The sequence below is a fragment of the Streptomyces daqingensis genome (assembly GCF_014645895.1).
Taxonomy (GTDB): domain Bacteria; phylum Actinomycetota; class Actinomycetes; order Streptomycetales; family Streptomycetaceae; genus Streptomyces; species Streptomyces daqingensis.
This window is the reverse complement of the sequence record NZ_BMMP01000007.1, coordinates 118,353-145,238: the sequence shown is the minus strand read 5'-3', so window position 1 is coordinate 145,238 and position 26,886 is coordinate 118,353. Positions and strand designations below refer to the sequence as shown.

The 26,886-nt window shown below is 68.7% G+C and carries 26 protein-coding genes, 1 tRNA gene and 1 pseudogene; 14 read left to right on the top strand and 14 right to left on the bottom strand.

What is annotated here, in order from left to right:
* Positions 1-43: 43 nt before the first annotated feature.
* The 6 genes from pknB to IEY56_RS12285 form a co-directional block, all read right to left on the bottom strand.
* Positions 44-1,993: a Stk1 family PASTA domain-containing Ser/Thr kinase gene (gene pknB / locus IEY56_RS12310; RefSeq protein ID WP_189037196.1), complete on the bottom strand. Its 1,950-nt coding sequence runs from the start codon at positions 1,991-1,993 to the stop codon at positions 44-46.
* 198 nt (positions 1,994-2,191) lie between these two features.
* Positions 2,192-3,655, bottom strand: a complete 1,464-nt coding sequence (locus IEY56_RS12305) for a peptidoglycan D,D-transpeptidase FtsI family protein (protein WP_189037195.1) — start codon at positions 3,653-3,655, stop codon at positions 2,192-2,194.
* A 154-nt stretch (positions 3,656-3,809) separates the two neighbouring features.
* Positions 3,810-5,204: an FtsW/RodA/SpoVE family cell cycle protein gene (locus IEY56_RS12300; protein ID WP_045863674.1), complete on the bottom strand. Its 1,395-nt coding sequence runs from the start codon at positions 5,202-5,204 to the stop codon at positions 3,810-3,812.
* 16 nt (positions 5,205-5,220) lie between these two features.
* A complete protein-coding gene (locus tag IEY56_RS12295) occupies positions 5,221-6,825 on the bottom strand; it encodes a Stp1/IreP family PP2C-type Ser/Thr phosphatase (protein ID WP_373292075.1) in 1,605 nt (534 codons plus the stop codon).
* 38 nt (positions 6,826-6,863) lie between these two features.
* Positions 6,864-7,373: an FHA domain-containing protein FhaB/FipA gene (locus tag IEY56_RS12290; RefSeq protein WP_189037193.1), complete on the bottom strand. Its 510-nt coding sequence runs from the start codon at positions 7,371-7,373 to the stop codon at positions 6,864-6,866.
* 10 nt (positions 7,374-7,383) lie between these two features.
* A complete protein-coding gene (locus tag IEY56_RS12285; protein ID WP_189037192.1) occupies positions 7,384-8,208 on the bottom strand; it encodes an FHA domain-containing protein in 825 nt (274 codons plus the stop codon).
* 375 nt (positions 8,209-8,583) lie between these two features.
* Between IEY56_RS12285 and IEY56_RS12280 the strand changes: the two genes are divergently transcribed.
* Positions 8,584-8,667 (top strand) — tRNA-Leu (locus tag IEY56_RS12280).
* 397 nt (positions 8,668-9,064) lie between these two features.
* Here the strand turns inward: IEY56_RS12280 and IEY56_RS12275 are convergent.
* Positions 9,065-10,441 (bottom strand): NAD(P)-binding domain-containing protein, encoded by a 1,377-nt coding sequence (locus IEY56_RS12275; RefSeq protein WP_229711846.1) that lies wholly within the window; start codon positions 10,439-10,441, stop codon positions 9,065-9,067.
* 266 nt (positions 10,442-10,707) lie between these two features.
* Between IEY56_RS12275 and IEY56_RS12270 the strand changes: the two genes are divergently transcribed.
* From IEY56_RS12270 to IEY56_RS28400, 4 genes and pseudogenes are all read left to right on the top strand, one after another.
* Positions 10,708-11,064 (top strand): ArsR/SmtB family transcription factor, encoded by a 357-nt coding sequence (locus IEY56_RS12270; protein ID WP_189037190.1) that lies wholly within the window; start codon positions 10,708-10,710, stop codon positions 11,062-11,064.
* Positions 11,065-11,260: 196 nt separating this feature from the next.
* Complete coding sequence (locus IEY56_RS12265) at positions 11,261-11,605, top strand: ArsR/SmtB family transcription factor (RefSeq protein ID WP_189037189.1); 345 nt, start codon at positions 11,261-11,263, stop codon at positions 11,603-11,605.
* 5 nt (positions 11,606-11,610) lie between these two features.
* A pseudogene (locus IEY56_RS28405) lies at positions 11,611-12,288 on the top strand (methyltransferase domain-containing protein); the annotation flags it as partial.
* A gap of 108 nt (positions 12,289-12,396) precedes the next feature.
* On the top strand, positions 12,397-12,873 hold the full coding sequence (locus tag IEY56_RS28400) for a GNAT family N-acetyltransferase (RefSeq protein WP_229711845.1): 477 nt from the start codon (positions 12,397-12,399) through the stop codon (positions 12,871-12,873).
* Positions 12,874-12,931: 58 nt separating this feature from the next.
* Here IEY56_RS28400 and IEY56_RS12255 read toward each other — a convergent pair whose 3' ends face one another.
* Genes IEY56_RS12255 through IEY56_RS12245 form a run of 3 tightly spaced genes read right to left on the bottom strand, consistent with a single transcriptional unit; the run spans position 12,932 to position 14,552 of the window.
* A complete protein-coding gene (locus tag IEY56_RS12255) occupies positions 12,932-13,132 on the bottom strand; it encodes a hypothetical protein (protein ID WP_189037187.1) in 201 nt (66 codons plus the stop codon).
* Positions 13,129-14,241, bottom strand: coding sequence for an ACR3 family arsenite efflux transporter (gene arsB, locus IEY56_RS12250; RefSeq protein WP_189037186.1), 1,113 nt, complete (start codon positions 14,239-14,241; stop codon positions 13,129-13,131). Before arsB ends, IEY56_RS12255 begins: the two co-directional genes overlap by 4 nt.
* Positions 14,238-14,552 carry an ArsR/SmtB family transcription factor gene (locus IEY56_RS12245; protein WP_189037185.1) on the bottom strand — a complete coding sequence of 105 codons (315 nt, stop codon included), beginning with the start codon at positions 14,550-14,552 and terminating at the stop codon, positions 14,238-14,240. The genes arsB and IEY56_RS12245 overlap by 4 nt, the downstream gene beginning before the upstream one ends.
* An 87-nt stretch (positions 14,553-14,639) precedes the next feature.
* On the opposite strand from IEY56_RS12245, the gene IEY56_RS12240 reads away from it, so the two are divergent.
* The gene (locus IEY56_RS12240) at positions 14,640-15,044 is read left to right on the top strand and encodes an arsenate reductase ArsC (protein WP_189037184.1); all 405 of its coding nucleotides are present in this window, start codon (positions 14,640-14,642) and stop codon (positions 15,042-15,044) included.
* Positions 15,045-15,411: 367 nt separating this feature from the next.
* Here the strand turns inward: IEY56_RS12240 and IEY56_RS12235 are convergent, their stop codons facing one another.
* The 3 genes from IEY56_RS12235 to thrC are packed head-to-tail and all read right to left on the bottom strand — an operon-like array spanning position 15,412 to position 19,819.
* The gene (locus tag IEY56_RS12235; RefSeq protein ID WP_189037183.1) at positions 15,412-16,953 is read right to left on the bottom strand and encodes a sodium:solute symporter family protein; all 1,542 of its coding nucleotides are present in this window, start codon (positions 16,951-16,953) and stop codon (positions 15,412-15,414) included.
* A 17-nt stretch (positions 16,954-16,970) separates the two neighbouring features.
* Complete coding sequence (locus IEY56_RS12230; protein WP_189037182.1) at positions 16,971-18,578, bottom strand: N-acyl-D-amino-acid deacylase family protein; 1,608 nt, start codon at positions 18,576-18,578, stop codon at positions 16,971-16,973.
* The gene (gene thrC, locus IEY56_RS12225; protein ID WP_189037181.1) at positions 18,575-19,819 is read right to left on the bottom strand and encodes a threonine synthase; all 1,245 of its coding nucleotides are present in this window, start codon (positions 19,817-19,819) and stop codon (positions 18,575-18,577) included. Before thrC ends, IEY56_RS12230 begins: the two co-directional genes overlap by 4 nt.
* 169 nt (positions 19,820-19,988) lie before the next feature.
* Here thrC and IEY56_RS12220 point away from each other — a divergent pair, with 169 nt between their 5' ends.
* From IEY56_RS12220 to IEY56_RS12190, 7 genes are all read left to right on the top strand, one after another.
* Positions 19,989-20,726 (top strand): IclR family transcriptional regulator, encoded by a 738-nt coding sequence (locus IEY56_RS12220; RefSeq protein WP_189037180.1) that lies wholly within the window; start codon positions 19,989-19,991, stop codon positions 20,724-20,726.
* A gap of 160 nt (positions 20,727-20,886) precedes the next feature.
* Positions 20,887-22,401 (top strand): FAD-dependent monooxygenase, encoded by a 1,515-nt coding sequence (locus IEY56_RS12215; protein ID WP_189037179.1) that lies wholly within the window; start codon positions 20,887-20,889, stop codon positions 22,399-22,401.
* A gap of 53 nt (positions 22,402-22,454) precedes the next feature.
* A complete protein-coding gene (locus IEY56_RS12210; protein WP_189037178.1) occupies positions 22,455-23,057 on the top strand; it encodes a TetR/AcrR family transcriptional regulator in 603 nt (200 codons plus the stop codon).
* 347 nt (positions 23,058-23,404) lie between these two features.
* Positions 23,405-24,391: a sporulation protein gene (locus IEY56_RS12205; protein ID WP_189037177.1), complete on the top strand. Its 987-nt coding sequence runs from the start codon at positions 23,405-23,407 to the stop codon at positions 24,389-24,391.
* Between the two features lie 103 nt (positions 24,392-24,494).
* Positions 24,495-24,950 carry a tellurite resistance TerB family protein gene (locus IEY56_RS12200; RefSeq protein WP_189037176.1) on the top strand — a complete coding sequence of 152 codons (456 nt, stop codon included), beginning with the start codon at positions 24,495-24,497 and terminating at the stop codon, positions 24,948-24,950.
* A gap of 138 nt (positions 24,951-25,088) precedes the next feature.
* Complete coding sequence (locus IEY56_RS12195; RefSeq protein WP_189037175.1) at positions 25,089-25,340, top strand: twin-arginine translocase TatA/TatE family subunit; 252 nt, start codon at positions 25,089-25,091, stop codon at positions 25,338-25,340.
* Positions 25,341-25,415: 75 nt separating this feature from the next.
* Complete coding sequence (locus tag IEY56_RS12190) at positions 25,416-25,679, top strand: GlsB/YeaQ/YmgE family stress response membrane protein (protein WP_189037174.1); 264 nt, start codon at positions 25,416-25,418, stop codon at positions 25,677-25,679.
* Between the two features lie 93 nt (positions 25,680-25,772).
* Here IEY56_RS12190 and IEY56_RS12185 read toward each other — a convergent pair whose 3' ends face one another.
* The gene (locus IEY56_RS12185) at positions 25,773-26,348 is read right to left on the bottom strand and encodes a TerD family protein (protein WP_189037173.1); all 576 of its coding nucleotides are present in this window, start codon (positions 26,346-26,348) and stop codon (positions 25,773-25,775) included.
* 114 nt (positions 26,349-26,462) lie between these two features.
* On the opposite strand from IEY56_RS12185, the gene IEY56_RS12180 reads away from it, so the two are divergent.
* The gene (locus tag IEY56_RS12180; RefSeq protein WP_189037172.1) at positions 26,463-26,885 is read left to right on the top strand and encodes a BlaI/MecI/CopY family transcriptional regulator; all 423 of its coding nucleotides are present in this window, start codon (positions 26,463-26,465) and stop codon (positions 26,883-26,885) included.
* The last annotated feature ends 1 nt before the right edge of the window (position 26,886 follow it).

The following is a 26,886-nucleotide window of genomic DNA, read 5'->3' as shown; positions in this document are numbered from 1 at the left end:
CGCATAAGTGCGAGCGAGACGCTCGCAGCCGGGCCGACGTGCCTTAGCCGGCTGGGCCGCCGAAGAAGCCTCCGTCGTCGCCCCCGTCGTCCGGGGGGCCCGGCCGCGCGACGATGATCACGGTGTCGCCCTTCTTGACCTGGGCGTTGGCCGCGGGGGCGGTGGTGATCACAGTCGCGTTGTTCTCGTCCGGGGCGTTGCGGACCTCGACCTTGAAGCCCGCCTCCTCGAGCGTCTTCCGGGCGTCCTTCACCAGCTGGTTCGTGACGTCCGGGACGGTGGCCGGCTCGTCGTCCGGAGCCTTGGAGACGGTGAGGGTGACCTGACCGCCCTCGGCGAGCTGGCCGTTTGCCCCGGGCTTCTGCTTCAGGACCGTGTTGGCGGGCTTGGACGCGTCGTCCACCTCGGTCTTGGCGACGGTGAAGCCGAGCTGCTCCAGCTGCGCCTTCGCCTCGTCGAAGCTCTTGCCCACGACCGGCGGGACGGTTGTCGTCTGCTCCTGCGCGACGGTCAGGGTGACCGTCGACTCCTTCGGTGCCTTGCCGCCGCCGTTGGGGTTCTGCGTGAGGACGGTGCCCGGCTCCTGGTCGGACTCCTGGTTCTTCCGCTTGACCTTGAACCCGGCGGCCTCCAGCTTCTGCTTCGCCTCATCGAACTGCGTGCCCTCGACGGTCGGCACGTCGACCGGCGGCTGGCCCTTCGACATGAACACGGTGACCGTGTCGCCGCGGTCGATCTTCGTGTCCTTGGGAGGGTCGCTTTCGCAGACGAGGTTCTTCTTCTGCTCGTCGCAGTACTTGGGCTCGCCCTTCACGACCTTGAAGCCGCCGTTGCTGCCGGAGCTCTTGGCCTGCTCGAAGGTCTGGCCGGCGAGTTGCGGCACCTCGACCCTGTCGGAGGGGCCGCCGAAGAGGGTCTTCCCGACGAAGATCGCCCCGACGAGGATGAAGACCGCGGCGAGGACGAGGAGGATCGTCGAGACGGGGCTCTTCTGCTGGCGGCGGCGCCCCCGGCCCTCGTCGTAGTAGCCGTCGTCGCCGACGGGCGCCATCATCGACGTCTGCGCGTCCTGCGCGCGCAGCGCCGTGGTGGGCTGGTCGTCCGGGTAGCCGCCGTAGCCGACCGCGCCCATGGCGGCGGTCGCGGCGACGGGCTGGCCGTCGAGGCACGCCTCGATGTCGGCCCGCATCTCATCCGCGCTCTGGTACCGGTAGTCCGGGTCCTTGACCAGCGCCTTCATGACGATCGCGTCCATGTCGGGCGAGATCTCGGGGTCGAAGACGGTGGTGGGCTGGGGCTCCTCCCGCACGTGCTGGTAAGCGACCGCGACGGGGGAGTCGCCCACGAACGGCGGGCGGTTCGTGAGCAGTTCGTAGATCAGGCAGCCCGTGGAGTACAGGTCGGAGCGCGAATCGACCTGCTCGCCCTTGGCCTGCTCCGGGGAGAGGTACTGGGCGGTGCCGATGACGGCGGCCGTCTGCGTCATCGTCATGCCGGAGTCGCCCATGGCCCGCGCGATGCCGAAGTCCATGACCTTGACCTGGCCGTTGCGGGTCAGCATGACGTTCGCCGGCTTGATGTCGCGGTGGACGATGCCGCTACGGTGGGAGTACTCGAGCGCCTGGAGGATGCCGATGCACATCTCCATGGCGCGTTCCGGCAGCAGCTTCCGGCCGGAGTGCAGAAGTTCGCGGAGGGTGGACCCGTCCACGTACTCCATCACGATGTACGGGATCGAGACCCCGTCGACGTAGTCCTCGCCCGTGTCGTACACCGCGACGATCGCCGGGTGGTTGAGCGAAGCGGCCGACTGGGCCTCGCGGCGGAACCGGGCCTGGAACGAGGGGTCACGAGCGAGGTCGACGCGGAGCGTCTTGACCGCGACAGTCCGGCCCAGCCGCGTGTCATGGGCGAGATAGACCTCGGCCATGCCTCCGCGGCCGAGCACTGAGCCCAGCTCGTACCGGCCGCCGAGGCGACGCGGCTCTTCCATAGTCTCCAGCCCTCTCCGTTCGTCCGGCCCGTATCTGGTGTACGGCACGGCGGTGTGCTGCTCGGGACACGGTACCCGCCCGGTCGGGCGAGTCGGTCCAGAGCGGAGTGACGGGCGTCACCCCGTGCGGTGCCCCGGGTGGCGCCTCCCCTGGCACAGCCAGGAGGAGCGGGTTTCGTGCGGGCACTGTGTGCGTCATCACTTGCCTTCGAGTACGGCGTTCATCACGCTCTTCGCGATCGGAGCGGCCAGGGCGCCGCCCGCGATGTCGTCGCGGAGGGTGTCGGAACTCTCGATGACGACGGCGACCGCGACGGGTGAGGAACCGTCCTTGTCCTTCGCGTAGGAGATGAACCACGCGTAGGGGTTCTTGCTGTTGTTCTCGCCGTGCTGGGCGGTACCCGTCTTGCCGCCGACGACGACGCCGGGGATCTGGGCGCGCGAGCCCGTGCCCTTCTCGACCACGGTCTCCATGCCCTGCTGCAGCTTCTGCGCGGTCTCGGACGAGACCGGGCGGCTCAGCTCGTCGGGCTTCTGCTGCTGGACGACGTTGAGGTTCGGGGCGCGGAGCTGGTCGACCATGTACGGCTTCATGAGCGAACCGTTGTTGGCGACCGCCGACGCCACCATCGCCATCTGCAGCGGCGTGGTCCTGTTGCTGGCCTGGCCGATGCCGGCCATCGCGTTCTGCGGCTTGTTGTCCTTGGGGTAGACGCTCTCGGCCGCGCGCACCGGGGTGTCCAGCTCCTTGTTGTTGAAGCCGAACTTCTCCGCCATCTCGATCATCTTCGCGTTGCCGAGGGTGTTGCTCATCTTCGCGAAGACGGTGTTGCACGAGTAGCGCAGCGCGGTGCGCACCGAGGCGTCCTCACAGGGGATGTTGCCGTCGTTGCCCAGGTCGGTGCTCGAGTCGGGCAGCCGGTACGGGTCCGGGGTGTCGGTTTTGCCGTCGAGGTCGTACTTGCCGCTCTCCAGGCCGGCCGCGGCGGTGACGACCTTGAACGTGGAGCCGGGCGGATACGTCTGCCGCAGGGCCCTGTTGAGCATCGGCTCGTCTTCGTTCTTCTGCTTCTGCAGCTTCGACCAGGCGTCCGTGTCCTTGTCGCCGTTGCCGGCGAAGCTGGACGGGTCGTAGGACGGCTTGCTCGCGAGAGCGAGGATGGCGCCGGTCTTGGGGTTGATGGCGGCGACGGCGCCCTTGCTGTTGCCGAGCCCGTCGTAAGCGGCCTTCTGCGCCTTGGCGTTCAGCGTCGTGACGACGTTGCCGCCCTTCTGCTGCTTGCCGGTGAGCATGTCGATCGTGCGGTTGAAGAACAGCCGGTCGTCGTCGCCGGTGAGTATGCCGTCGTTGAGGGCTTCCAGCTGCGTCGCACCGAAGGCCTGCGAGGCGTAGCCCGTCACGGGCGCCCACATCGGGCCGTTCCTGTACGTGCGCTTGTACCGGAAGTCGCCGCTCTTCGTGTCGTTCGACCCGGTGATCGACTTGCCGTCGACGATGATGTTGCCGCGCGGCTGCGCGTAACGGGCGATGGCGACGCGGCGGTTCTTCGGGTCGCTCTTCAGCTCGTCCGCCTGCACGAGCTGGATCCAGTTGTCGCGGACCAGCAGGGCCAGCACGAGCAGGCCACAGAAGATCGCGATCCTGCGCAGTGGCTTGTTCACAGTGCTTCACCTCTTACGGGTCGCTGGGAGAGGGCGCAGGCGGCGGCACCGAAGCCGTGAACGCCTTCACCCGCCTCTGCGTTGACGTTCGCGGCGGCCGTCGCGTTCCCGGCAGTGCCGCCTGGGGTGCTCGTCGTTCCGTACGCGGGCACGGTCATGTCCGGACCACCTGGGTCATCTCGGCGTCGGGCGAGGGCGCGGGCGCCGGAGCCGGCCGCCTGGCCGTGTCGCTGATCTTGAGGAGGATGGCCACGAGCGCCCAGTTGGCGATGACGGACGAACCGCCCTGCGCCAGGAAGGGCATCGTCATACCCGTCAGCGGGATGAGGCCCATGACGCCGCCGGCGACGACGAAGACCTGGATGCCGAAGGCCGCGGAGAGGCCGACGGCCAGCAGCTTGCCGAACGGGTCGCGGGCGGCCAGCGAGGTGCGGATGCCGCGCTCCACGAGGAGGCCGTACAGCAGCAGGAAGGCCATCACACCGGCCAGTCCGAGCTCCTCGCCGACGGTCGCGAAGATGTAGTCGCTCTTGGCGGCGAATCCGATCAGCCGGGAGAAGCCCTGGCCGAGACCCGATCCGAGGGTGCCGCCCGAGCCGAAGGCCCACAGCGCCTGCGCCGGCTGTTCCGAGCCGTTCTCGAACGCCTGCATGGGGTCGAGCCAGTCGTCGACGCGGCTCTGCACGTGGGGTTCGAAGCTGGCTACGGCGACGGCGCCGACGATGGTCAGCCCCAGCCCGAAGACGATCCAGCTCGTGCGTTCCGTGGCGACGTACAGCATCACCACGAAGAGACCGAAGAAGAGAAGCGAGGTGCCCAGGTCCGTCTCGAAGACCAGGATCAGGACCGACAGGCCCCAGATCACGAGGATCGGGCCCAGGTCGCGGCCGCGCGGCAGGTACAGGCCCATGAAGCGGCGGCTGGCCAGCGCCAGGGCGTCCCGCTTGACCATGAGGTAGCCGGCGAAGAAGACGGCGATGATGATCTTCGCGAACTCGCCGGGCTGCAGGGAGCCGACGCCGGGGATGGTGATCCAGATTCGGGCGCCGAAGCGGGCCGGGAAGAAGACCGGCAGGATCAGCAGGATCAGCGCCGTCACCATCGAGATGTAGGTGTAGCGCTGCAGGACGCGGTGGTCCTTGAGGAAGACCAGCACACCGACGAAGAGGCCGACGCCCAGCGTCGACCACATCAGCTGCGTCGGGGCGGCGGCACCGCCGGGCAGCGGCTCCAGATCCAGCCGGTAGATGAGCACGAGGCCCATGCCGTTGAGCAGCGTCGCGATCGGCAGCATCAGCGGGTCGGCGTACGGCGTCCAGCGGCGTACGACGATGTGCGCGACGCCGGCGAGGAGACCCAGCCCCAGCCCGTAGCCGAGCATCCCCGCGGGGAGCGAACCGTCCTTCGCCAGGCCGACGTTGGCGTAGGCGAACACGGGGATGAGCACGGCGAAGACCAGCAGCGCCAGCTCGGTGTTGCGGCGGCTGGGCAGACCTCCGGGCGAGACCGTCGTGTTGCTGCCGGTGTTGGTGGTGATGTTGCTGCTCATTGCTGCCGGAGCCCCCCTACGGCGCGGTGCACTGCTTGGCGAGCTGCTGCTGCTTCTCCGTGAGCTTCGGGCTCGGTGACGGAGTGTCGTCGCTGCTGCGCGAGTTGTCCTGGCTGGTGCTCTGACCGGCCTGGCGCGCGGCGGCCTGGGAGGTGTCGTCGGCGGTGCCGGCGGCCTCTCCGGTCTTGCCGTCGCCCGGCTTCTGCTCGTCCTTCTTGCCGCCCTCGTCCTTGCCGCCCTCGTCCTTCGGGGGCTCGACGCGCTGCTCGGCGACGATGCGGCAGACCTTCGCCTGCTCCTCCAGCTCGTCGGCCTTGTCGCGGGCCTCGGAGGCGCTGCCGGCGACGATCGTCTCGCGTACCTGGTTGCGCTGGTAGCCGGGGAGGTACTTGAGTTCGACTCCGGGGCGGTCCTGGTAGACCTCGTTGAGGCTGATGCCGGCGAGTTCCTGGCTGATGCCGCGGTAGAGCGCGATGTGGTCGTCGTTGGCGCCCACGTAGTACTGGGTCTGGGTCCAGCGGTAGCCGCCGTAGAGGCCGCCGCCGACGATGATGAGGATCAGCGCGATCCACATGGAGCGCTTGAGCCACCTGCCGCGCCCGCGGTGCTTGATGAAGTCCTCGTCGGTGTACGCGCCGAAGCTGCCGTGCGGCGGGCCCGCGACGGTGCCACCGCTGCCGGGAGGCCCGAAACCCTCACCGGGTGCGCCCTGTTGCGGTACGGACTGGGCGCCCCGTCCGAGCTCCGCGGCGCGTGCCGCGGGCGTGCGCATGGCGCCCACGTCGCCGCCCAGCGGGGTCTGCGACTCGGCGACGGCGCCGACCACGACCGGGGTGTCGTTGAGCTGCCTGCCCAGGGCGTCGTTCTCGTCGACGTCGACGACGTCCGCGACGATGCACGTGATGTTGTCCGGGCCGCCGCCGCGCAGCGCGAGCTGGATCAGCTCCTGGACGGTCTCCTGAGGGCCCTGGTAGCTGGCGAGCGCCTCCTCGATCGTCTGCGGGCTGACGACGGTGGGGAGCCCGTCGGAGCAGATGAGGTACCGGTCCCCCGCGCGCACCTCCCTGATCGACAGGTCGGGCTCGACGTGGTCGCCGCTGCCCAGCGCGCGCATCAGCAGCGAGCGCTGGGGGTGCGTCGTGGCCTCCTCCTCGGTGATCCGCCCCTCGTCGACCAGCTTCTGCACCCAGGTGTGGTCCTGGGTGATCTGCGTGAGCTGGCCGTCGCGGAGCAGATAGGCGCGGGAGTCTCCGACGTGTACGAGGCCGAGCCGCTGCCCGGTCCACAGCAGCGCCGTGAGCGTGGTGCCCATGCCCTCGAGCTGCGGGTCCTCCTCGACCATGACGCGCAGTTGGTCGTTGGCGCGCTGTACGGCGACGCCGAGCGAGGTGAGGATGTCCGATCCGGGGATGTCCTCGTCGAGCTGCACGATGGTGGAGATCACCTCGGAGCTGGCGACCTCGCCGGCGGCCTGCCCGCCCATTCCGTCGGCCACGGCGAGCAGCCGCGGACCGGCGTAGCCCGAGTCCTCGTTGTGCTCTCGGATCATGCCGTCGTGAGATCCGGCGGCGAAGCGCAGTGACAGACTCATGCGCACCTCGCCCGTCGGCTCCGGGTACATCCGCACGGTGCCCACCCTCCGGTCGTCATGATCTGTAACTACTTCCGCAGCTCGATGACCGTCTTGCCGATACGAATCGGCGCCCCGGGCTGGATCGGCGTCGGAGTGGTGAGCCGGGTCCGTTCGAGATACGTGCCGTTGGTGGACCCGAGATCCTCGACGATCCACTGGCCGTCACGGTCCGGGTAGATCCTGGCATGCCTGCTGGACGCGTAGTCGTCATCCAGCACGATCGTGGAGTCGTGCGCGCGTCCGAGCGTGATGGTCTGACCCTGCAGGGCGACCGTCGTACCGGTCAACGACCCCTCTGTGACGACGAGCTTGGTCGGGACGTTGCGCCCGCGCCCGCCGCCGGACCCGCGCCTGCCGCTCGGCTGCCGGGCCGGCTGGCGCGGCTGGGAACGCTGGTCCTCGGCTCGGCGTGCGGCGCGCTGGGTCACGCGGGTGCCGAAGAGGTCGCTACGGATGACCTGTACGGCCACGATGACGAACAGCCACAGTACGGCGAGAAATCCCAACCGCATGACCGTCAGGGTCAGCTCTGACATTGCCCCCGCTTCACCCTTCGGCTTGCCGGTAAATGATCGTGGTGCTGCCCACGACGATGCGCGAGCCGTCGCGGAGCGTAGCGCGCGTGGTGTGCTGTCCGTCTACCACGATGCCGTTCGTCGATCCGAGATCCTGGATCGTGGACGGCTCCCCCGCCCGGATCTCGCAGTGCTTGCGCGAGACCCCGGGATCGTCGACGCGCACGTCGGCCTCGGTACTGCGGCCCAGAACGAGCGTCGGGCGGGAGATCTGGTGGCGGTTGCCGTTGATCTCGATCCAGCGCCGGGTCTCGGTGCGCGGCATGGGGCCGCCGCCGGTTCCGCCCGCGCCGGGGGCGTACCCCGGGGGCGGTCCGGGCGGCATGGGCGGCGCGCCCGCGGGCCCCGGGCCCGGGGGGTAACCGCCTTGCCCGCCATAGGCGTTGTTGGGGGCGCCGGAGCCGCGCTGCGACTGCGAGGAGCTGGAGGCGAGAGTGCGGCTGCGCACGCGGTACAGCCCGGTGTCGAGTTCGTCCGCCTTCTCCAGGTGGACCTTGACCGACCCCATGAAGGTGTAGCGCTGCTGCTTCGCGTACTCGCGCACCATCCCGGCGAGTTCGTCGCCGAGCTGCCCCGAGTACGGGCTGAGGCGCTCGTAGTCGGGTGCGCTCAGCTCGACGATGAAGTCGTTCGGCACGACTGTGCGCTCGCGGTTCCAGATGGTCGCGTTGTTGTCGCATTCACGTTGGAGAGCGCCCGCGATCTCCACGGGCTGCACCTCGGACTTGAACACCTTCGCGAAGGTGCCGTTGACGAGACCCTCGAGTCGCTGCTCGAAGCGCTTCAGAACTCCCACGTTGCACCTCCTTCCCAGATGCCCTCGGCTCTAGTGCGCCTCCCAGTCTCTCCGGGCTTGCGCATGCTGTGTTCCGGTGGTTCCCGGTACTGCTTACTGATCGTATCCACGCGTGAGGAAATCGGGTGGTTCCCCGATCGTCCCCGGCGGAGGAGTGTCACCTCTCACACACCCCTCCTGGCGCCGTCACACCCTCGCATGGATCGTAAGGTCCCCGCGGCAAGTGTCCCTCAGCCAGTGCACGGAAGCGACGGGCCTTGTGCGGGTGCATACGGATGTGAAGCCACCGCCACCAGCGTGCTAATCTTTTGGACGTCGGCGGGCGCCCGCAAGGAGCCCGGCGATCGTCTTCCTCGCTCAAGCGGGGAGCCCGATGCGCGGGTGGCGGAATAGGCAGACGCGCTGGATTCAGGTTCCAGTGTCCGAAAGGACGTGGGGGTTCAACTCCCCCCTCGCGCACAGCGGAGCACGGGTCTCCACCAGGACGAAAGTCCCGGTGGGGGCCCGTTTCTCGTTGGGTGGCCCGTCCAGGCACCGGAGTTGGGGTGCCTGGGATGTCCGGAGCCCGCTTCTACGCATACGAGCCCGTACCGGGGCGATATTCCCAGTACGGGCCCGGCTTGGTGATCTTCAGTTGTGGTGCGGGGGTTGATCACGCCGGGGTGGGTGCGAAGTAGCCGGTGGGTGTCCAGCTGCCCAGCGGTTTGGTGCGGCGACGGTGGTGCGTGCGTCTGCATGGGCGCTGTCCGGCGAGCGTTAGCGTCTCGACCCAGTTCTGGATCTTCCGGCGGTTGGCGTGGGCGAGCTGGAAGACCAGGAGGATGGTCTGGGCGGCGAGGCGCGGATCCTGCGGGTTTCAACAGCCGCTGGATGCGGCTGAGGCTTCGAGGTTCGCGGTGTGCTCGGTGGTCGGCGCTGCGCAGCATCCGCCGCCCTCACCGTCGGCCTCTCCCTGTTGGGTGCCGGGTTCGTTGAAGAGTCCGGCGCCGCCGCACACTCCGGTCTCCGGCAGCGTCAGCTCGACGCGCTCGGCGGCTTCCCGGTCACCGGCGAGTGACGCTGCGATGGATCGGACCTGTTCGTAGCCGGTCATCGCGAGGAAAGTCGGAGCGCGGCCGTAGCTCTTCATCCCGGCGAGATACAGGTTCTTCTCGGGATGGGCCAGCTCGTTGGCACCGTGCGGGTAGACGGTCCCGCAGGAGTGGACGTTGGGGTCGATCAACGGAGCCAGCGCCATAGGGGCTTGAAGTCGTTCGTCCAGGTTCAGGCGCAGTTCGTCGAGGAAGGACAGGTCGGGGCGGAGGCCAGTCAGGACGATGATCTCGTCGACGGGCTCGAGGCGGCTGCCGTCCTCAGCGACGAGCACGAGCCGCCCGTTCTCCTGCTCGACCGCGGCGGTGCGGAATCCGGTGACGGGCTGGGCGTATCCGCCGTCGACCGCGGCTTTGGCGCGCAGCCCGAGCGCGCCGCGGGCGGGCAGCTCGTCAGCCTCGCCGCCGCCGAAGGTGTTCTCGCCGACACCCCGCCGCAGTACCCAGGAGATGGAGCTGCCCGGCTGCTGCTTCGCGAGTTCGGCGAGGCCGGCGAGCGCGGTGAACGCCGAGGTGCCGGAGCCGATCACGGCTGTGCGCCTGCCCGCGTAGCGGGCCCGCACGGACGGGTCCTTCAGATCCGGGACGCGGTAGACGATCCGCTCAGCGGCGGCACGCTCTCCGAGAGCGGGAAGACCATCCGCGCCGAGCGGGCTCGGAGTCGACCACGTACCGGAGGCATCGACGACGGCGCGGGCGATCACACGTTCCTCGACGCCCGCGGTTGTGACGAGATGGACGGTGAAGGGCTGCTCCTGGCGGTCGGCGTCGACCACGCGATCCCGACCGTTGCGCGAGACCCCGGTGACGCGCACTCCGTAGCGAACGCGGTCTCCCAGCGCATCCGCGAGCGGCTGGAGGTACAGCTCGGCCCAGTCACCACCGGAGGGGTAGGCGGAGCCTTCAGGTCGGACCCACCCGGTAGGAGCGAGGACCTTCTCCGCCGCCGGGTCGACTACCTCCTCCCACGGGGAGAACAGCCGCACGTGGCTCCATTCCCGCACGGCAGTTGCGGCACTGGGACCGGCCTCCAGGACCAGCGGATTCTGGTCGCGCGCGACGAGGTGGGCAGCGGCAGCCAGGCCGACCGGTCCGGCTCCGATCACCACGGTGGGCCGTGCGGCGGTGGACGTACTCACGATGACTCCGTTGTTTCGACTTCTGTCAATGTTCTGCACTGACAGGGTCACACTTGATTCGATGGGCGTCAACATAGATAGTCATCAAATTGGAAGATCGATGAGGCGTCTCGCCGCCACGAGCAGTGGGGGAGGCAGGCCCGCACCCGGGGTGCGCCGCTGGCCCCTCCGGTCGACTCGGGCGGTGGCGACCGGCGCGGTTACGCAGCTCGCGAGTCGTCGGCGAGATGCCTCTGGGAAACTACTTCGACGTATGTGAAAATAGGCGTATGTCTAAGGCCGAGGCGTTGCCGCTGACAGAGGCGGAAGTGCGCCCTTGCTGCCCGCCGCTGAATGAACGGCCGCTCACCGCAGAAGAGGCCGACGAGGCGGCTGCGATGTTCAAGGCGCTCGGGGATCCGATCCGTCTGCGGCTCTTTTCGCAGGTAGCCTCGCACGTCGACGGGGAGGCGTGCGTATGCGACATCTCCGACGTGGGGGTTTCCCAGCCCACCGTCAGCCATCACCTGAAGAAGCTTCGTGAGGCCGGCCTGCTGACCTCCGAACGACGGGGGACGTGGGTGTACTACCGCGTGACTCCCAGTGTGATGGCCTCCCTGGCCCGGAGCTTCTCCATCTCCGGATGAGGACCTGCCGGGGTAGGCGTCCTCCACGCGGCCGCCCTCTTGCTGCGGTTTTCGCCCTCTCACCTGCCCGCGGACTCCCGGACCCGTGCCGAGATCGATATCGGGGCGCGGGTTTCCTTCGGTGAGCTACGGCTGTGTGGCGTCACGGAAAGGAGAGCTTTGCGGCAGCGCTTGCATCGCTTATCGTCGATTAACGATGAAAGAACTCGAGCCTCTCGACCGCGCTACGGCCCAGGAGTACGCCGCCTGGTTCAAGGTGCTGGCCGATGCGACCCGGATCCAGATCGTCTCGCTGCTGGCCCGCCGTGGGCAGGCGATGACCGTTGGGCAGATAGTCGACGCCGTTGAGGTAGGGCAGTCCACAGTCTCGGCGCACCTCAAGCAGCTGGCCGAGGTCCAATTCGTCTTGGCCGAGTCCGCCGGAACGGCCAGCTATTACCGGATCAACGACGAATGCGTAACCGGCTTCCCCTCCGCCGCCGACGTAGTCATGGGCCGACCCGCTCCTGTCGGGCCTGCCCCGAACACGGATGAGGAGTGATCGGCATGGATCAGCCCGACGAGCCGCCCCAGAGCGTAGAGGGCCGGCAGGCAGATATCGGCAGCCGCTACGGAGCCCTGGCCCGTGCCGCTGAGGCCGGCGAGCAGATCGTCGACTGCGGAGAAGACGCCTTCGCTGAGGGACAGTTCGGGGCTGCCGGTTACGACCAGGAGACCGCGGACCTGCCGGAAGGCGCGGTGCGCGCCAGCCTCGGTTGTGGCAACCCCGTCGCCGTCGCTCCTCTGACCGCCGGCCAGAAGGTGCTGGACCTCGGGTCGGGAGGCGGCATCGATGTGCTGCTCTCCGCGCGACGCGTCGGACCGGACGGCATGGCCTACGGTCTCGACACCACCGCCGAGATGGTCACCCTCGCCCGCGCCAACGCACAACAGGCGGGAGTCGAGAACGTCGAGTTCCTGCACGGCAGGATCGAAGACATCCCCCTGCCGGATGCACACGTCGACGCCGTCATCTCCAACTGCGTGATCAATCTGTCCGCCGAGAAGCCCCGTGTACTGGACGAGGCCTACCGCGTGCTGCGGCCGGGTGGCCACTTCGGCGTCAGCGACGTCCTCGCCCACCCGGGGCTGGCCCCTTCCCAGCGCGCCGAAGCCGAGCGTGCCACAGGCTGTGCCGCCACTCTCACGGCCGAGGAGTACCGGGAGCTGTTGCTGAGGGCAGGTTTCACCGATGTCGGCATCACCTCGACAGCGGACGCCGCGACAGGTGTCTATTCAGCGATCGTGAAGGCGGGCAAGCCCTCCGCACCCAGCGGCATCTCTCTCCGGCCCATGCGCGCGGATGATGCCGATGCCGTGCTCTCGCTCTACGAGCTCGGGATCGAAGAAGGGGACGCGACGTTCGAAACTGCCGCGCCCTCCTGGGAAGCGTTCGACGCCGCGAAGCTGACTCTGCACCGCTACGTCGCCGTCGACGACGGGACAGGCGAGGTCAGAGGGTGGGCAGCCGCTGCCCCGACGTCGCCACGACCGGCCTACGCCGGAGTGGTCGAGCACTCCGTCTACGTCCATCCCGGCGCTCGCGGCCGCGGCATTGCGCGCGCTCTGCTGGAGGCGCTGGTCGCTTCTACGGAAAGCGCCGGCATCTGGACCGTGCAGTCCGGCATCTTTCCCGAGAACACCGCCAGCCTCGCACTTCACCGCAGCGCGGGCTTCCGTGTCATCGGACGCCGCGAACGTATCGGCCAGCACCGCGGTGTCTGGCGGGACGTCGTTCTCATCGAGCGCCGCAGTCCGCTGGTCAGTTGAGCGGTCGGCTCAACGAGCCCCGACCACGGCATCCGAAACCGGATGGGGCCAACATCGCTCATGTCCCGGGTGGCCGCGGCAGGGTCGCAGCCAGCACTCCGGTGAAGGCGGAACCGCAGAGCACGGAGGTCAGAACATCGCGGACGAACAGGAACATCACCCCGGTCCACAGCACCCCCAGCAACACCGCGAGATAAATGCGGTTGGTCCACACCCACTGCTGCGCCGCCTGCACACGGCTCAGCTCGCTCCCGGTCACCGGGCGCCGGCTTGCTGCAAGGCTGCCGGTGCGAATCTCTTCCGCCAAGCCAGCGAGACGTAGACCAACGCGACGAGGACAGGAACCTCGATGAGCGGGCCGACGACCCCGGACAGGGCCTGTCCGGAAGTGACGCCGAAGGTGGCGATGGCGACAGCGATGGCCAACTCGAAGTTGTTGCCCGCTGCGGTGAACGCCAGGGTCGCGGTGCGGTCGTACGGGAGGCCGACGGCCTTGCCGAGGGCGAAGGATCCGAACCACATGAGCGCGAAGTAGGCCAGCAGAGGCAGCGCGATTCGGGCAACGTCCAGGGGCTGGGAGGAAATCGTGCCTCCCTGCAGGGCGAAGAGGATCACGATGGTGAACAGCAGCCCGTAGAGAGCGAACGGCCCGATCTTCGGCAGAAAGCCTTGCTCGTAGGCTTCACGCCCCAGTTTCTTCTCGCCGAACCGGCGGGTGAGGAAGCCGGCCAGCAACGGGATGCCGAGGAAGAAGAGCACATTCCAGGCGACCTTCCACATCGAGATGTCGAGGTGCTCACCGTTGCCCAGGCCCAGCCAGCCGGGCAGCAGATCGAGGTAGAGCCAACCGAGCAGCCCGAAGGCGAATACTTGGAAGAGGGAGTTGAGGGCGACGAGGACGGCGGCGGCCTCGCGATCGCCGCATGCCAGGTCGTTCCAGATGATGACCATCGCGATGCAGCGCGCGAGCCCGACGATGATCAGACCCGTGCGGTACTCGGGCAGGTCGGGCAGGAAAATCCAGGCGAGCGCGAACATCACCGCCGGACCCAGGAGCCAGTTGATGACCAGCGAAGCAAGCATGAGCTTCCGGTCACCGGTGACCGCGTCCAGCTTGTCGTAGCGGACCTTGGCAAGCACCGGATACATCATGATCAGCAATCCGACGGCAATGGGCAGGGAGATCCCGCCGATCTCAACCCTGCTCAGGGCGTCGTCGAGTCCGGGGATCATCCGTCCCAGCCCCAGGCCCAGTGCCATCGCGATGAGAATCCATACCGCCAGGAAGCGGTCCAACGTGGACAGCTTCGCGACGACCCCGGGCGCGGCCTCCGGCGTCGCGGGCGAGGACGGTTCGGTGCGGGTCACGAGCAAGCCCTCTTCTTGTCGGCAGCAGCGGTGGCGCGGGCGGCAGCGGCAAGAGCCGAAAGGGAGCCGGCCACGGCCTCGATGACCTCGGGCCGCAGCTTGTAGTAGGTGAAGCGGCCGCACGGCTCGGTATCGACGACCCTTGCCTCGCGGAGCACCTTCAGGTGGTTGGAGAGGTTGGTCTGGCGCGCACCGGTCTCCTCGACCAGGTGCGTGGTGCAGAGCGTCTCGTGGGCGAGCAGGGTCACGATCTGAAGCCTGAGGGGATCTGCGAGAACCCGGATCAGGTCAGTGTCGACTGACGTCAGCATGCGCTGATATTGTCACATCGATGAGGCTGACGTCATTGGGCGCTGATGTGAGCGCGTCTGCTTCGTGATGAGGCGAGAGGGAGACCGATGTCGGAGAAGCCGTCTGTCCTGTTCGTCTGCGTCCACAACGCCGGCCGGTCCCAGATGGCCGCCGCCTGGCTGAAGCACCTCGCGGGCGACCGGGTGGAAGTTCGCTCCGCCGGATCGGCCCCTGCCGATACCGTCAACCCCGCTGTCGTCGAAGCGATGCGCGAGGTCGGCGTCGACATCGCCGCCGAGACCCCCAAGATCCTCACCGCGGACGCGGTTCAGGCGTCCGACGTGTGCGTCACCATGGGGTGCGGCGACGCCTGCCCAGTCTTCCCGGGTAAGCGGTACCTCGACTGGACGTTGAAGGACCCCGCCGGCCAGGGAGTTGAGGCCGTACGCTCCATCCGCGATGAGATCAAGACGCGGATCGAGGGACTCATCTCCGAGATCAGTCCTCAGTGACGCACCCGTCTGTCACCGCATGCGGGAAGGTCAGCCGACCTCCCGGTCGGCACCCGGACATCAAGAGCCGGAGCGACGGTGAGCACCGCGGCATCGTGGTCTGCCTTGCCCAGTGGACGGCACTCGCCCCAGGGGGAATGGGACGTCCGTCACCTCGCCGTCTACATGCCCCGGGGGACCCGACCGCGACGACGCCCGGACCCCTTCGACCGGGCACCCCTGTCCGTGGAGCGGGCAGGCAGATCCCGAGCCGCCTTTCGAAGATCGTCGACGCTGCGCGGCGGAGGGGAGCCGCGTCGCTCTCAGAAGCCGGAGGTGAGCGACGCGACCTCCACGCCCCGCGCGCGCCCGCACGCCCCGAGGGCTCTCACGAGCGGTCGGGGGCAGTCTCGTCGGGGGTGGTGCGGGCGGGCCGCGGAGTGCTGTCCCCGGTGCGCAACTGCGTTCCCACGTCGAGTTCCGCCCGCTCGACGGCGAGCAGCCGCAGCGCTTCCGCATCGCTGATCGTCCGGCGCGGAGTCACCAAACTGACGAGTACGCCCACGAGCAGGGCCACGACCAGTGACGGGATCACCGGGTTGCCCCAGTACTCGGTGAGCGCGTCGCTGAGGTTGACGACGGTCGCCGCGGCCGCGCCGCCGATGATCGCGCCCAGGCCGCCCTGCCATGTGGCCCGGCTCCAGAACTTGCCGAGGAGCGCGGCGATCAGCAGACCGGTGAGCACCGTCGCGATCATCGTGGTGATGTATTCGATGATCGTCTCCGCCAGCAGTGCGCCTCCGAGCGCGAACAGCAGCACCGCGACCAGGGCGATCCGTGAGTAGGTGACCATGTTCTCTGCCTTCGGCATCTTCCCGGTCACCAGCTTGACCACGTCGCGGAGGAAGATCGTCACGCCGGTGAGCGCTTCGGAGTCCCCCGACGACATGGTCGCCGAGAGGCCGGAGACGAGCAGCAGCGCGCCGACCCACACGGGGAAGACCTCGGTGGCGAGAACGGGGAACGCCAGGTCGGGGTTGTCCATGCCCGGACGCATGGTCTGGGCGGAGAGCCCCACGATGGGCGGGGTGATCGCGAAGACCGCGAACAGCACTCCGACCAGTGCGAAGCTGCGGCGCGCTGTCCGCGTGCTGTTCGCCGAGTAGATCCGCTGCCTGTGGGAGGGCGTGGCGAGGACGCCTACCGCGATCACCAGGGCCATCGAGATCGCCGGTACGGTGCCGAGCGTCTCGACGCCGAGGAAGGACGTCGCCTCGGCGGGTGCCTTCTCGTTGATGGTGCCGAAACCACCGGCTTTGACGAGCGCCAGGACGGCTATCGCGGAGAATCCGAGGAACAGGATCGTGCCCTGGACCATGTCGGTGACCACGACGGCCCAGTAGCCGCCGATCACCGTGTACAGGCCGAAACCGAGTGCGACCACGATCTTGGCGAGCGTCATGTCCATATCGGTGAGGAAGGACAGGTACAGCGCCCCGCCGAGGATGTGCGCGCCGAGCCAGCCGACCGTGGCGAGGAAGAGGACCACGGCGACCGCGCCTTTGATGATCCGGTTCGCCCCGTAGTAGTAGCTCATCTCTTCCGGGAACGTCATGAAGCCGTGCTCGCGGACGTCGGCGAACAGCCAGAGCAGCAGGAAGATCCCGACCGCACCGCCGAGCCCGTACAGCGCTCCGGCCCAGCCGTTCGTGTACGACAGGCTGACCGCACCGAGACTGGACCCGGTGCCGACGAGCGTGGCAAGTGCGCTGCCCGTGACGAAAGGTATGGACAGCCGCCGTCCGGCGAGGAGGAAGTCCTCACCGGTGCGGTTGCGGCGGGCGACCCAGATGCCCAGGGCAAGCATGAGCACCAGCGAGCCGAGGAAGGCGAACAGGTATATGGAGGTGGATCCGGCGATCTTGGTCATGGGCGAACCTTCTGTCCTCAGGCGGTACTTCTCTCGATCGGCAGCAGAGCACCCGCCGTGCTTTCGGTAGCGGTCCCGTCGAGCGTCGCGAATTCACCGTCGACCAGTACGGCGCGGACGTGTTCAGGGAAGCGGCGCGGAGATGCGAATGTCGCGTGATCCTCGATGCGTTCGGGACTGGCGACGACCAGGTCGGCGGCGGCACCCGCTCGGATGACGCCTCTTGCGGGAATCCGGAAGCGCTCCGCGGGCAGAGCGGTCATCCGCCGGGTCGCTTCCCCGAGGGTGAGCAACCCGCGCTCGCGGACGTATTCGGAAAGCACCCGGGCGAAGGTTCCGTACATGCGCGGATGCGTGTACGGCGACTGGACGGGCAGGCCGTCCGACCCGATGAGGGACCACGGCCAGGACAGTGCGGTCCTCACGTCGGCTTCGTCCATCTGGAACATGACGACGGTGAGTTCGCCGCGCTCTTCGGTCATGAGCCGGCACAGGCACTCCGCGGCGTCCTCGCCGCGTTCGTCCGCCACGCCGGACAACCGGGCGCCCTCGTAGCGTTCGTTGCCGGGCTGCCGGAAGCCGGCCAGCAGGATGCCGTCCGCGCCCAGTGCCCGGAAGTTGTTCTCCTGCTGCTGCCACGGCCGGTGCATGCTCGCCACGATCTCGGCGCGTTCCGACGGGGTGTCCAGCGAGGCGAGCAGGCCCGGAACACCGTCCGCGAGCGCCCAGTTGGGGAACAACGCCGCGGCGGTCGTGCTGCCGGCGGTGTACGGATAGACGTCGGCGGTGATGTCGATCCCCTCTGACCGCGCGTCGTCGAGCAGGGCCAGGACCTCCGGCATACGCCCCTTGTTGCGCGGCGAGACCACCTTGAGGTGACTCAGCTGCACCCTGACTCCGCTGCGTCGTGCGATGTCGAGCAACTCCCGCAGGGAGCCGGCGATGTCGTCCCCTTCGCTGCGGATGTGTGCCGCGAGGATCCGTCCGCGGGCGGCGACGACACGTGCCAGCGCCAGCAGTTCTGAGTGGTCGGCCGCATCGCCGGGTGCGTACATCAGGCCCAGTGACAGGCCGGCCGCGCCCCGTTCCAGGGCTTCGTCCAGATCGCGTGTGGCGCGGGCGAGTTCGCGGGCGTCCAGTGGTCTGCGGGCGTAGCCGGAGATCGAGGCGCGCAGTGCTCCGTGCGGTACGAGAGCCACGGCGTTCGTGCGCAGCCCGGTCGCGCTCAGGTGGTCCAGATACTCCGGGAAGCCGCGCCAGGGGAGCGACTCGGGGAAGCGGCCGAGAACCGGCCCGGAATAGGACGCCTGCATCCGCGGATCGGTGGCTACCGGTGCGCAACCGTGCCCGCAGTTGCCGACCACGTCCACGGTCACGCCTTGCATGACCTTCGGCTCGACCCCGCCCGGCCGCAGCAGCGCCAGGTCGTCGTGAGCGTGGACGTCGATGAAGCCCGGAAAGACGACCGATCCCGACACATCCATGACGGGGGCGTCGACATCGCGCGAGATGTCGGCGACGGCGCTGATCCGGCCGTCCTCGACCAGCACGTCGGCGCGGCGGCGTTCGGCACCAGTTCCGTCGACGACGTCGCCGCCGTGGAGCAGCACCCGGTTCCGGTTCACCCCGCCATTCCTTCCGCCAGTTCGGTGCGCGCCCGGAGCCGGCGCACCGCCTCGTCGGTACCGGTGATCACGGGGCCCGGGTCGACGTCGGTGGACAGCGTCTTGATGCCGTGACCGGTGAGCATGCAGACGACGCTCTCGTCCCCGCGGATCGTGCCGCGCTCGCGCTCGGCCCGGACCGCTGCCAGGCCGGCCGCGGCGCCCGATTCGATGAGCAGCCCTTCCCTGTACGCGAGTTGGTTCGCGGCTTCGTCGGCTTCGGCGTCGGCGACCGCCGCCATGGCGCCACCGGTTTCGCGCACCAGCCGCAGCGTGTAGGTGCCGTCGGACGGATAACCGCGCAGCGGATCGGATATCGCCGAGATCCGGGTCCGCACGTGCTGCCACGGGGCGACTTCGTCCGCGCCGCGGGCGAAAGCCTCCGCGACCGGCGCGCAGCCCTCGGCCTGGACCCCGAGGATCCGCGGTACCGCCGCGACTTCCCCCGAGCCGTGCAGCTCCCGGTAGGCGGTCGCGATGCCGTGCACGAGCGGGCCCGCGCCGACCGGCACCACGATCCAGCCCGGTGGATCGGCCAGCTGGCCCGCGAGTTCGTATCCGGCGCTCTTCAGGCCGGCGACGGCGACCGGGTTGACGAAGGTCGTGGTGAGGTTGATCCACCCGAAGCGGCCGGCCAGTTCCCGCGCCGCGCGGAAGGTGTTGCTGTAGTCCCCGCGGACCCGCAGCACGGCCGCGCCGTGCGCGCGGGCGACAGCGGCCTTGCCCGGAGGCACCGCCTCCGGCATCAGCACCACCGCCGGCAGACCGGCCCTGGCCGCGTACGCGGCCGTAGAACCCGCCGCGTTGCCACTCGAGGCGCAGACGACGGCGCTGGCCCGCTGCCGCACGGCCTGCGCCATTCCCACAGCGGTCGCCCGGTCCTTGAAGGAGCCCGACGGGTTGAGATGGTCGAGCTTGAACTGCAGTCGCTCGACGCCGCACCAGTCCGCCGTACCGGCCGCAGGGACGACGGGGCTGTCGCCTTCTCCCATGCTCAGCCACGCGGTGTCGGGTGTGACCGGCAACCGGCCCGTGTAGCGCCACATCCCCGGCAGATCCGTGGTGTCCGGCAGGGCAGGCCCGGTGGGAGGGAGCACCACCGAGCCGCCGCAGTGCGCGCAGTAGTCCGGGAACGCCGTGTCCTGCTTGCGGGCGCACATGGTGCATTCACCGAGAGCCGCGAACGAGCCGGGTTGTGCCACGTCATCCCTCCACGCCGTCTCACGCACTCGCTGAGGGGCGGTACCGAATCAACGATCACTTGCATATTTTGCAAGTCCCTTGCGTATAGTGACGCGAAGCTAGTTCGGTGGGGCCGTGCCGTCAAGGGATCGGTACGTGCTGCCCGGGAGAAGTGAGGGGTGCGGGCGTATGAGTGAGAGCCTCCGGCGCGGGCTGAGAGTCCTCGCCGCACTGTCCGAGGAGCCGGCCACGGCGAGCAGGGTCGCGCAGTCGCACGGGGTCAGCCTCTCCACGGCCGTGCGACTGCTCCAGCTCCTGGCCGACGAAGGTTTCGCCAGGCGCGACGAGACGGGCAGGTACCACGTCGGGAGCCAGCTGTTGCAGGTCGCGTACCGCGTAGTGGCGGGGATGGACGTACGCGAGATGGCCGCCCCCGTGCTGCGCGGGCTGAACGCGCAGACCGGCCAGACGGTGCACCTCGGCTATTTCGAGAACCCCACGGTCATCTACGTGGACAAGTACGCGGGACGTTCGCCCGTCCAGATGTACTCGCAGATCGGAACGCCCGCGCCGCTGCACTGCACGGCCATGGGCAAGGCGGTCGCCGCCTACCTGCCGGAGGCGGAACGGTCCGCGCTCGCGGCGAGCCTCGACTACCCGGTCAACACCGACCGCACCATCACCAGCGCCGAGGACTACCTGCGCGAGCTGGACACCGTCCGGCAGCAGGGCTATGCCCTCAACCTGGGGGAGCACGAAGCCGTCGTCTCCGCCGTCGCGGCGCCGGTCAAGCAGCCGGACGGGCGCGTCCACTACGCGATCGACCTGGCCGTGCCGAACGTGCTGGTCGGGGAGGACGAGCTGCGCGCCTTCATCCCGCGGGTGCTCGCGGCCGCCGCGGACATCGAGCGCGCCCTCGGGTACTGAGCCCGTACTGAGCCTGGCCGCTGTTCCGGGTGCTGTTCCGGGGGCTCGCGCTGGTCCCCTCACACGGATCTGCCGGCCGCGGCCCGGTTCGGAAGGCCATATTGCTCCTGGTTGGTGTTAGTGGCTAACATGAGTTAGTCACTAACACCAAGGAGACCTCATGACCTTCTCCACCGTGGTCGTAGTGGGAGCCGGGCCCACCGGGCTCGCTCTCGCCTGTGGTCTGCGGGTTGCCGGGGTGCCGGTGCGGGTCGTGGACAAGGCGAAGGCACCGGCGGGCACCTCACGGGCGCTGGGACTGCAGCCACGAGGAGCGGAAGTGCTGGACCGCCTCGGAGCTCTCTCGGATCTCCCGGAGGCATCGGTCCACGTCCGGCAGGTGCTGACCCACGTGGACGGCGAGCCGATGGCGCGGCTGGACGTCGGGCGGCACACCAAGCTCGTCACCAGGCCGGGGATGATCATTTCGCAGGCCCAGGTGGAAGCCGGTCTCCGCCGAAGGCTCGCCGGCCTCGGCGTGGAAGTCGAATGGGGACGGGAAGTCCTCTCCCTGGACCAGGACGGCGAGGGGGTGTCCGTCCGGACCGGCGGCGGGAGCATCCGGGCCGGCTGGGTGGTCGGATGCGACGGTGCGCACAGCCGGGTACGCAAGGCTGCCGGAATCGAGTTCCCCGGTGTGGCGGTCATCGAGCGCTTCCTGCTCGCGGACGTGCGCGTCGCTCTGCCCCTCCCCCCGGGGACGGTGTCCGTCTGGCTCCGCGGAGACCGGATGCTCGGGGCCTTCCCGCTGCCCGGCGAGGACGTGTGGCGGCTCATGGCGCCCGCACCCGGCGGAACAGGGGGCGACCTGGACGCCGAGAGGGTCCTGGCCCTGCTCGTCGGTCTGGTTCAGGACCACGCCGGTCTGACGTCCGTGGAGATCCGGGAAGCGCTGTGGACGTCGACGTTCCGCATCCATCGCAGGCTGGCGTCCGCCTACCGCCGTCACCGGGTCCTGCTGGCCGGGGACGCCGCACACGTCCACAGCCCCTTCGGCGGGCAAGGGATGAACACCGGTCTGGGGGACGCGGAGAACCTGGCGTGGAAGCTGGCCCTGGTCGCTGCGGGGAGAGCGGGCGAAGGGCTTCTCGACACCTACGAGAGCGAGCGACGCCCGATCGCGGAGGAAGTCCTGGAGTCCACCAGCGCGATGACGCGCATGGTCGTCGGCGGGTCGCCGGTGGCACGGCTCGTACGCGATCACGTCTTCGTCCCGTTGATGAACCGGCCGTATGTACAGCGCATGATCTGGGAGAAGTCCTCCCAGCTGAAGATCGGTTACCGCGACGGGCCCTTGGCCGGACGGTCGCCACGATCCCTGGTGACCCCCGGGCCGCGCCCCGGCGACCGCGTCCCGGACCTGGAGTGCCGCCGGGAGGACGGGAGCGTGACTCGTCTGCACGGCGAACTCGGCGCCCACTGGGTGCTTCTGACGCCCCGCATCGATGGAGACTGCGCGAAGCTGGCCCGCCGCAGGCTCGGCGGTACGGGCGGGGTTACCGTGATGAGGCCCGGCAGCAGGGAGGGGCGTGAGGTCCTGCTGGTCAGACCGGACGCGCACCTCGCCTGGCGCGGTACTTCGGCGGCATCGCTGGACCGGTGGCTCAGGGGGGCTCTCGGCCCGGGCGACGGCTGATCCACCCGCTGTTCCCGGCCCGCCGGGCACGCACCTATCGGAGGCACCTCCAGATGGCACCGTCCCCGACACCGCCGAGGGGTCTGCGAGAACGCAAGAAGGCCCAGACCCGCCGCAGTATTCAGGAGCACGCCCTGAAGCTGTTCCTGAGCCAGGGGTACGAGAACACCACTGTCGAGCAGATCGCGGCGGCCGCAGGCGTCTCGCACATGACGTTCTTCCGCCACTTCCCCACCAAGGAATCCGTGGTCGAGTCGGACGACTACGACCCGTTGATCGTCCGGCTCATCGAGGAGCGCCCCCCGGAAGAGGACCCGCTCACCGCTCTGCAGCGGGCCCTCGCCCGAGGTCTCGCCGCCATCTACGACACCGACAAGGACGCGCTCCTCGTCCGCACCCGGCTCGTCGTGAGAACGCCGGCCCTGCGGGCCCGCGCATGGGAGAACCAGTACGCCACCGAGCAGCTGTTCTCCCAAGCCCTCGCGGCCCGCGCGCGTGGTGAAGTCACGCTGCACACCCGGGTACTCGCTGCTGCTTCGCTGGCCGCCCTGACCACTGCCCTCACGCACTGGGTGGACGGCGACGGCGAGGACCACCTGCCCACGCTGGTGGACGAGGCGTTCCAGGTACTGCGCGGCCGGATCTCGGCGTCCTGATCGACGGGCAGGCTGTATAGGCCGGAAGCCCTGGTCGTCTCGCAGGACCTTCCGCTACCAGACGGGCCCCCTGTGTTCGATGGCCGGGTTCGGACCGTCACCGGCGTCGAAGGGCGCCTCGTGGCGTTTCCGCCCACGGGGAAGAGTGCATGATAGTGCCGAAACCTACACCGCTGTAGAAACAACGGGTGATCATGGAACCGTACCTGCACTTATGCCTTCGCGCAGCGGCGCGCTGCGCCGCCGTGCGCGTGTTCGGATCACCCGTCGCCGGGTGCGTCGATGCCCCCGCGGGCTCCGTAGGTGATCCGCAGTCACGCTGAACGAAAGAAGGAGTGAACGCCACGATGGTGTTCAAGAAGCTGCTCGGGGCAATGGGGGTCGGCGGTCCTTCCGTGGACACCGTCCTGGCTGACGAGCCGGTTCTGCCCGGGGGAGGAGTGACCGGGCAGGTCCACCTGGAAGGCGGCTCGTCGGACGCGGAGATCGAGCAGATCGTCCTCGAACTCGTCGCCCGGGTGGAGGCGGAGGGTCACGAAGACGAACACGAGGCCTCCGTGGTCTTCGAGCGGGTGGCGGTGGGCGGGGGCTTCCGGCTGGACGCCGGGGAGCGCAGGGGTGTTCCGTTCTCCTTCGCGCTCCCGTGGGAGACGCCGGTGACGGAGCTGCACGGCCAGCCTCTCGGTATCGCGCTGGGCGTACGGACAGAGCTGCACATCGCCGGAGCCCGCGACAAGGGCGACCTGGACCCGTTGCGGGTCGGTCCGCTCCCCGCCCAGGAGGCAGTACTGGAGGCGCTGGGTCAGCTGGGCTACGGGTTCCGTTCCGCTGACTTGGAGCTCGGCCACATCCGCGGCACGGGCCAGCAGTTGCCCTTCTATCAGGAGATCGAACTCTCCCCGCCCCCTCAGCTCGCGCACGCGGCGAACGAGGTCGAGCTGACGCTGCTCGCCTCACCCTCGGGCGTGGAGGTCGTTCTTGAAGCCGACCGGCGCGGCGGGCTCTTCTCCAGCGGCGAGGATGTCGTCAACCGGCACTTCGTGCGTCACGACGAAATCACCGGCGCGGACTGGATCAGCAAGGTCGACGGCTGGGGGCGCCTGCTCGTCGAGCAGCACGGCGCCCATGCCGCCTACTCGCACGGGGAGTCGCATCACGGCGGCTTCCATCACGGCGACGGCCACCGCTCCTCCGGCCCGGGTGTGGGCACCGCGGTCGCCGCAGGTGCTGCCGGGGTGGCCGTGGGGGTGGCCGGCGGACTCGTCGCGGCCGAGGTCGTCGACGAGATCGGCGATGCCTTCGAGGAAGAGGAAGAGGAGGGCGGTGAAGACTGACCGGCGTCTTCACTGAACCTGGTAACTTCTACACTACTGTAGAAGTACCCGTTGTGCCTGGGCCGTTGCGGCGGCCCAGGCCCCCGCTTCATCTGGAGACGCCATGGCCCTGTGGGATCGCATCAAGGAGTCCGCTCAGACGATGCAGGCCCAACTGGAGGCGAAGAAGAACGACTTGAAGAGCGGCGCTTTCCGTGACGCGAGCATGGCCATGTGCGCCCTGGTCGCAGCGGCAGACGGTTCGATCGATCCCGCGGAACGGCAGCGAGTCGCTCAGTTGATCATCAGCAACGACGTGCTGCAGAACTTCCCGGCCGACGATCTCCGTCAGCGCTTCGAGGAGTATCTGGGCAAGCTCACCTCCGACTTCGACTTCGGCAAGGTCACCGTCCTCCAGGAGATCGCGAAGGTGAAGAAGAAGCCCACCGAAGCGCGCGCCGTCATCCAGATCGGCATCGTGATCGGAGGCGCTGACGGTGACTTCGACGCGACGGAACGCGCCGTCGTCCGCGAGGCCTGCTTCTCCCTGGACGTGCCCCCCACCGAGTTCGATCTCTGACGAGGCAGGCGCAGAGGCCGTCGGTCGGCGGACGGTCGCGGTCGAGGACTCCGGCGGGCGCGCCTGCCGGACCTCGAGTCGGCTGTCCGCCGCGCACCTGTCGTGCCGCCGCCTTCAGACAGCCAGGAAGGGGAAGTCATGTTCGGCATCAGTGAAGTGGCCCTGCTCGTCATCGTCGCCGTCGTCATCTTCGGCGCCAGGAAGCTGCCCGAGCTGGCCCGTTCCCTGGGCAAGTCCGCGCGGATCCTCAAAAGCGAGGCCAGGGCCTTGAAATCGGACCGCTCGGCCGGGGGCCCGGGAACCGCCTCCTATGTCGCCCACCCTCCCCGGGACGAGGGAGCGCCCGGAGCGGGCGGCCACGAGGGTGCACGCGACCGAGACCGGTCCTGACGCGCGACCACCGCCGCCGATGTCCCGTCCTCGAGGGCAGGGACTCACGCGCACGATCGCAGAACGGAGGAGCTCGTGGGCATCATCAGCTGGATCGTCCTGGGGCTGATCGCGGGAGCGACGGCCAAGGTGCTGCTTCCCGGGCGGGACCCGGGGGGTTTGATCGTCACCACACTCATAGGCGTCGCCGGAGCCTTCCTCGGCGGCTGGCTCTCGGCCACCGTGCTCGACCGGCCGGTGGACAAGCAGTTCTTCGACCTGGCCACCTGGGTCGCGGCCATCGCAGGATCCCTGGTTCTGCTGATCGGATACCGCGTGGTCGCCGGAAAGCGACGCTGAACGCGTTCCGGCATCACCGCGGCAAGCGGAGGGACGGCTCGCTGTCCGTCCGCCTGCCGTCCCTCCTCCGGCGAGGAGCCTCGGCGGCGCAGGTCAGACGTCGACGCCGAAGTCCTGGGCAATTCCGGAGAGCCCCGAGGCGTACCCCTGCCCGACGGCACGGAATTTCCACTCCACGCCGTGACGGTAGAGCTCTCCGAAAACCATCGCGGTCTCAGTGGCCGCGTCTTCAGTCAGGTCGTAGCGGGCGAGTTCGGTGCCACCGGCCTGGTTCACCACCCGGATGAAGGCGTTACGCACCTGCCCGAAGTTCTGGCCGCGCTGTTCGGCGTCGTGGATCGAGACCGGGAACACGATCTTGGTGACGTCAGTCGGCACTGCCGCCAAGTCGACCTTGATGACCTCGTCGTCGCCCTCACCCTCCCCGGTCAGATTGTCGCCGGTGTGCTCGACTGCCCCGTCGGGGCTGGCGAGATTGTTGTAGAAGACGAAGTGCCGGTCGGATACCACCTTTCCGGACTCGTCGCAGAGCAGGGCGCTCGCGTCGAGATCATGGTCCACTCCGGTCGTCAGGCGCACATCCCAACCCAGGCCGACGAGTACCGCGGTGAGACCGGGGGCCTCCTTGTTCAGCGAGACGTTTCCGCCTTTGGACAGGGAAACACCCATGATCTCCTCCTGGTGTGTCGACGGAGCACAAGTAAATCTACAACACTGTAGAAATAATCTGTCCAGGCTCCCTTCGCTACGATGGCGGCCTCAGGAAGCGTCCGAAGCGACCCGATGCGAGGGGGGGCCTTGCCGAATCGGAGCCACAAGCCGGCCAGCGGCTCCTCCGCCCCTCGCCGGGGCCAGGGTGAACTCGAAGCTCAGGTCCTTACCGCGCTGCACTCCGCTCAAGGCCCGGTCAGCGCAGCCTGGGTGCAGGAGCGCCTGGACAGCGGTCTGGCCTACACCACAGTGGTGACCATCCTCTCGCGGCTCCTCGCCAAGGGAGCCGTCACCCGTGAGCGGGCGGGACGCTCCTTCGACTGGCAGCCGGCCGTCGACCCGGCCGGTCTGGCCGCGCTGCGGATGCAGCGTGTACTGGACGGCGAGGCGGACCGGGAGGCGGTTCTCACCAGTTTCGTGACGGCCCTGCCGCCCGGGGACGAACAGCTACTGCGTGATCTGCTGGGAGAAGCCGAGAGCGAGGCAGAGGACTAGA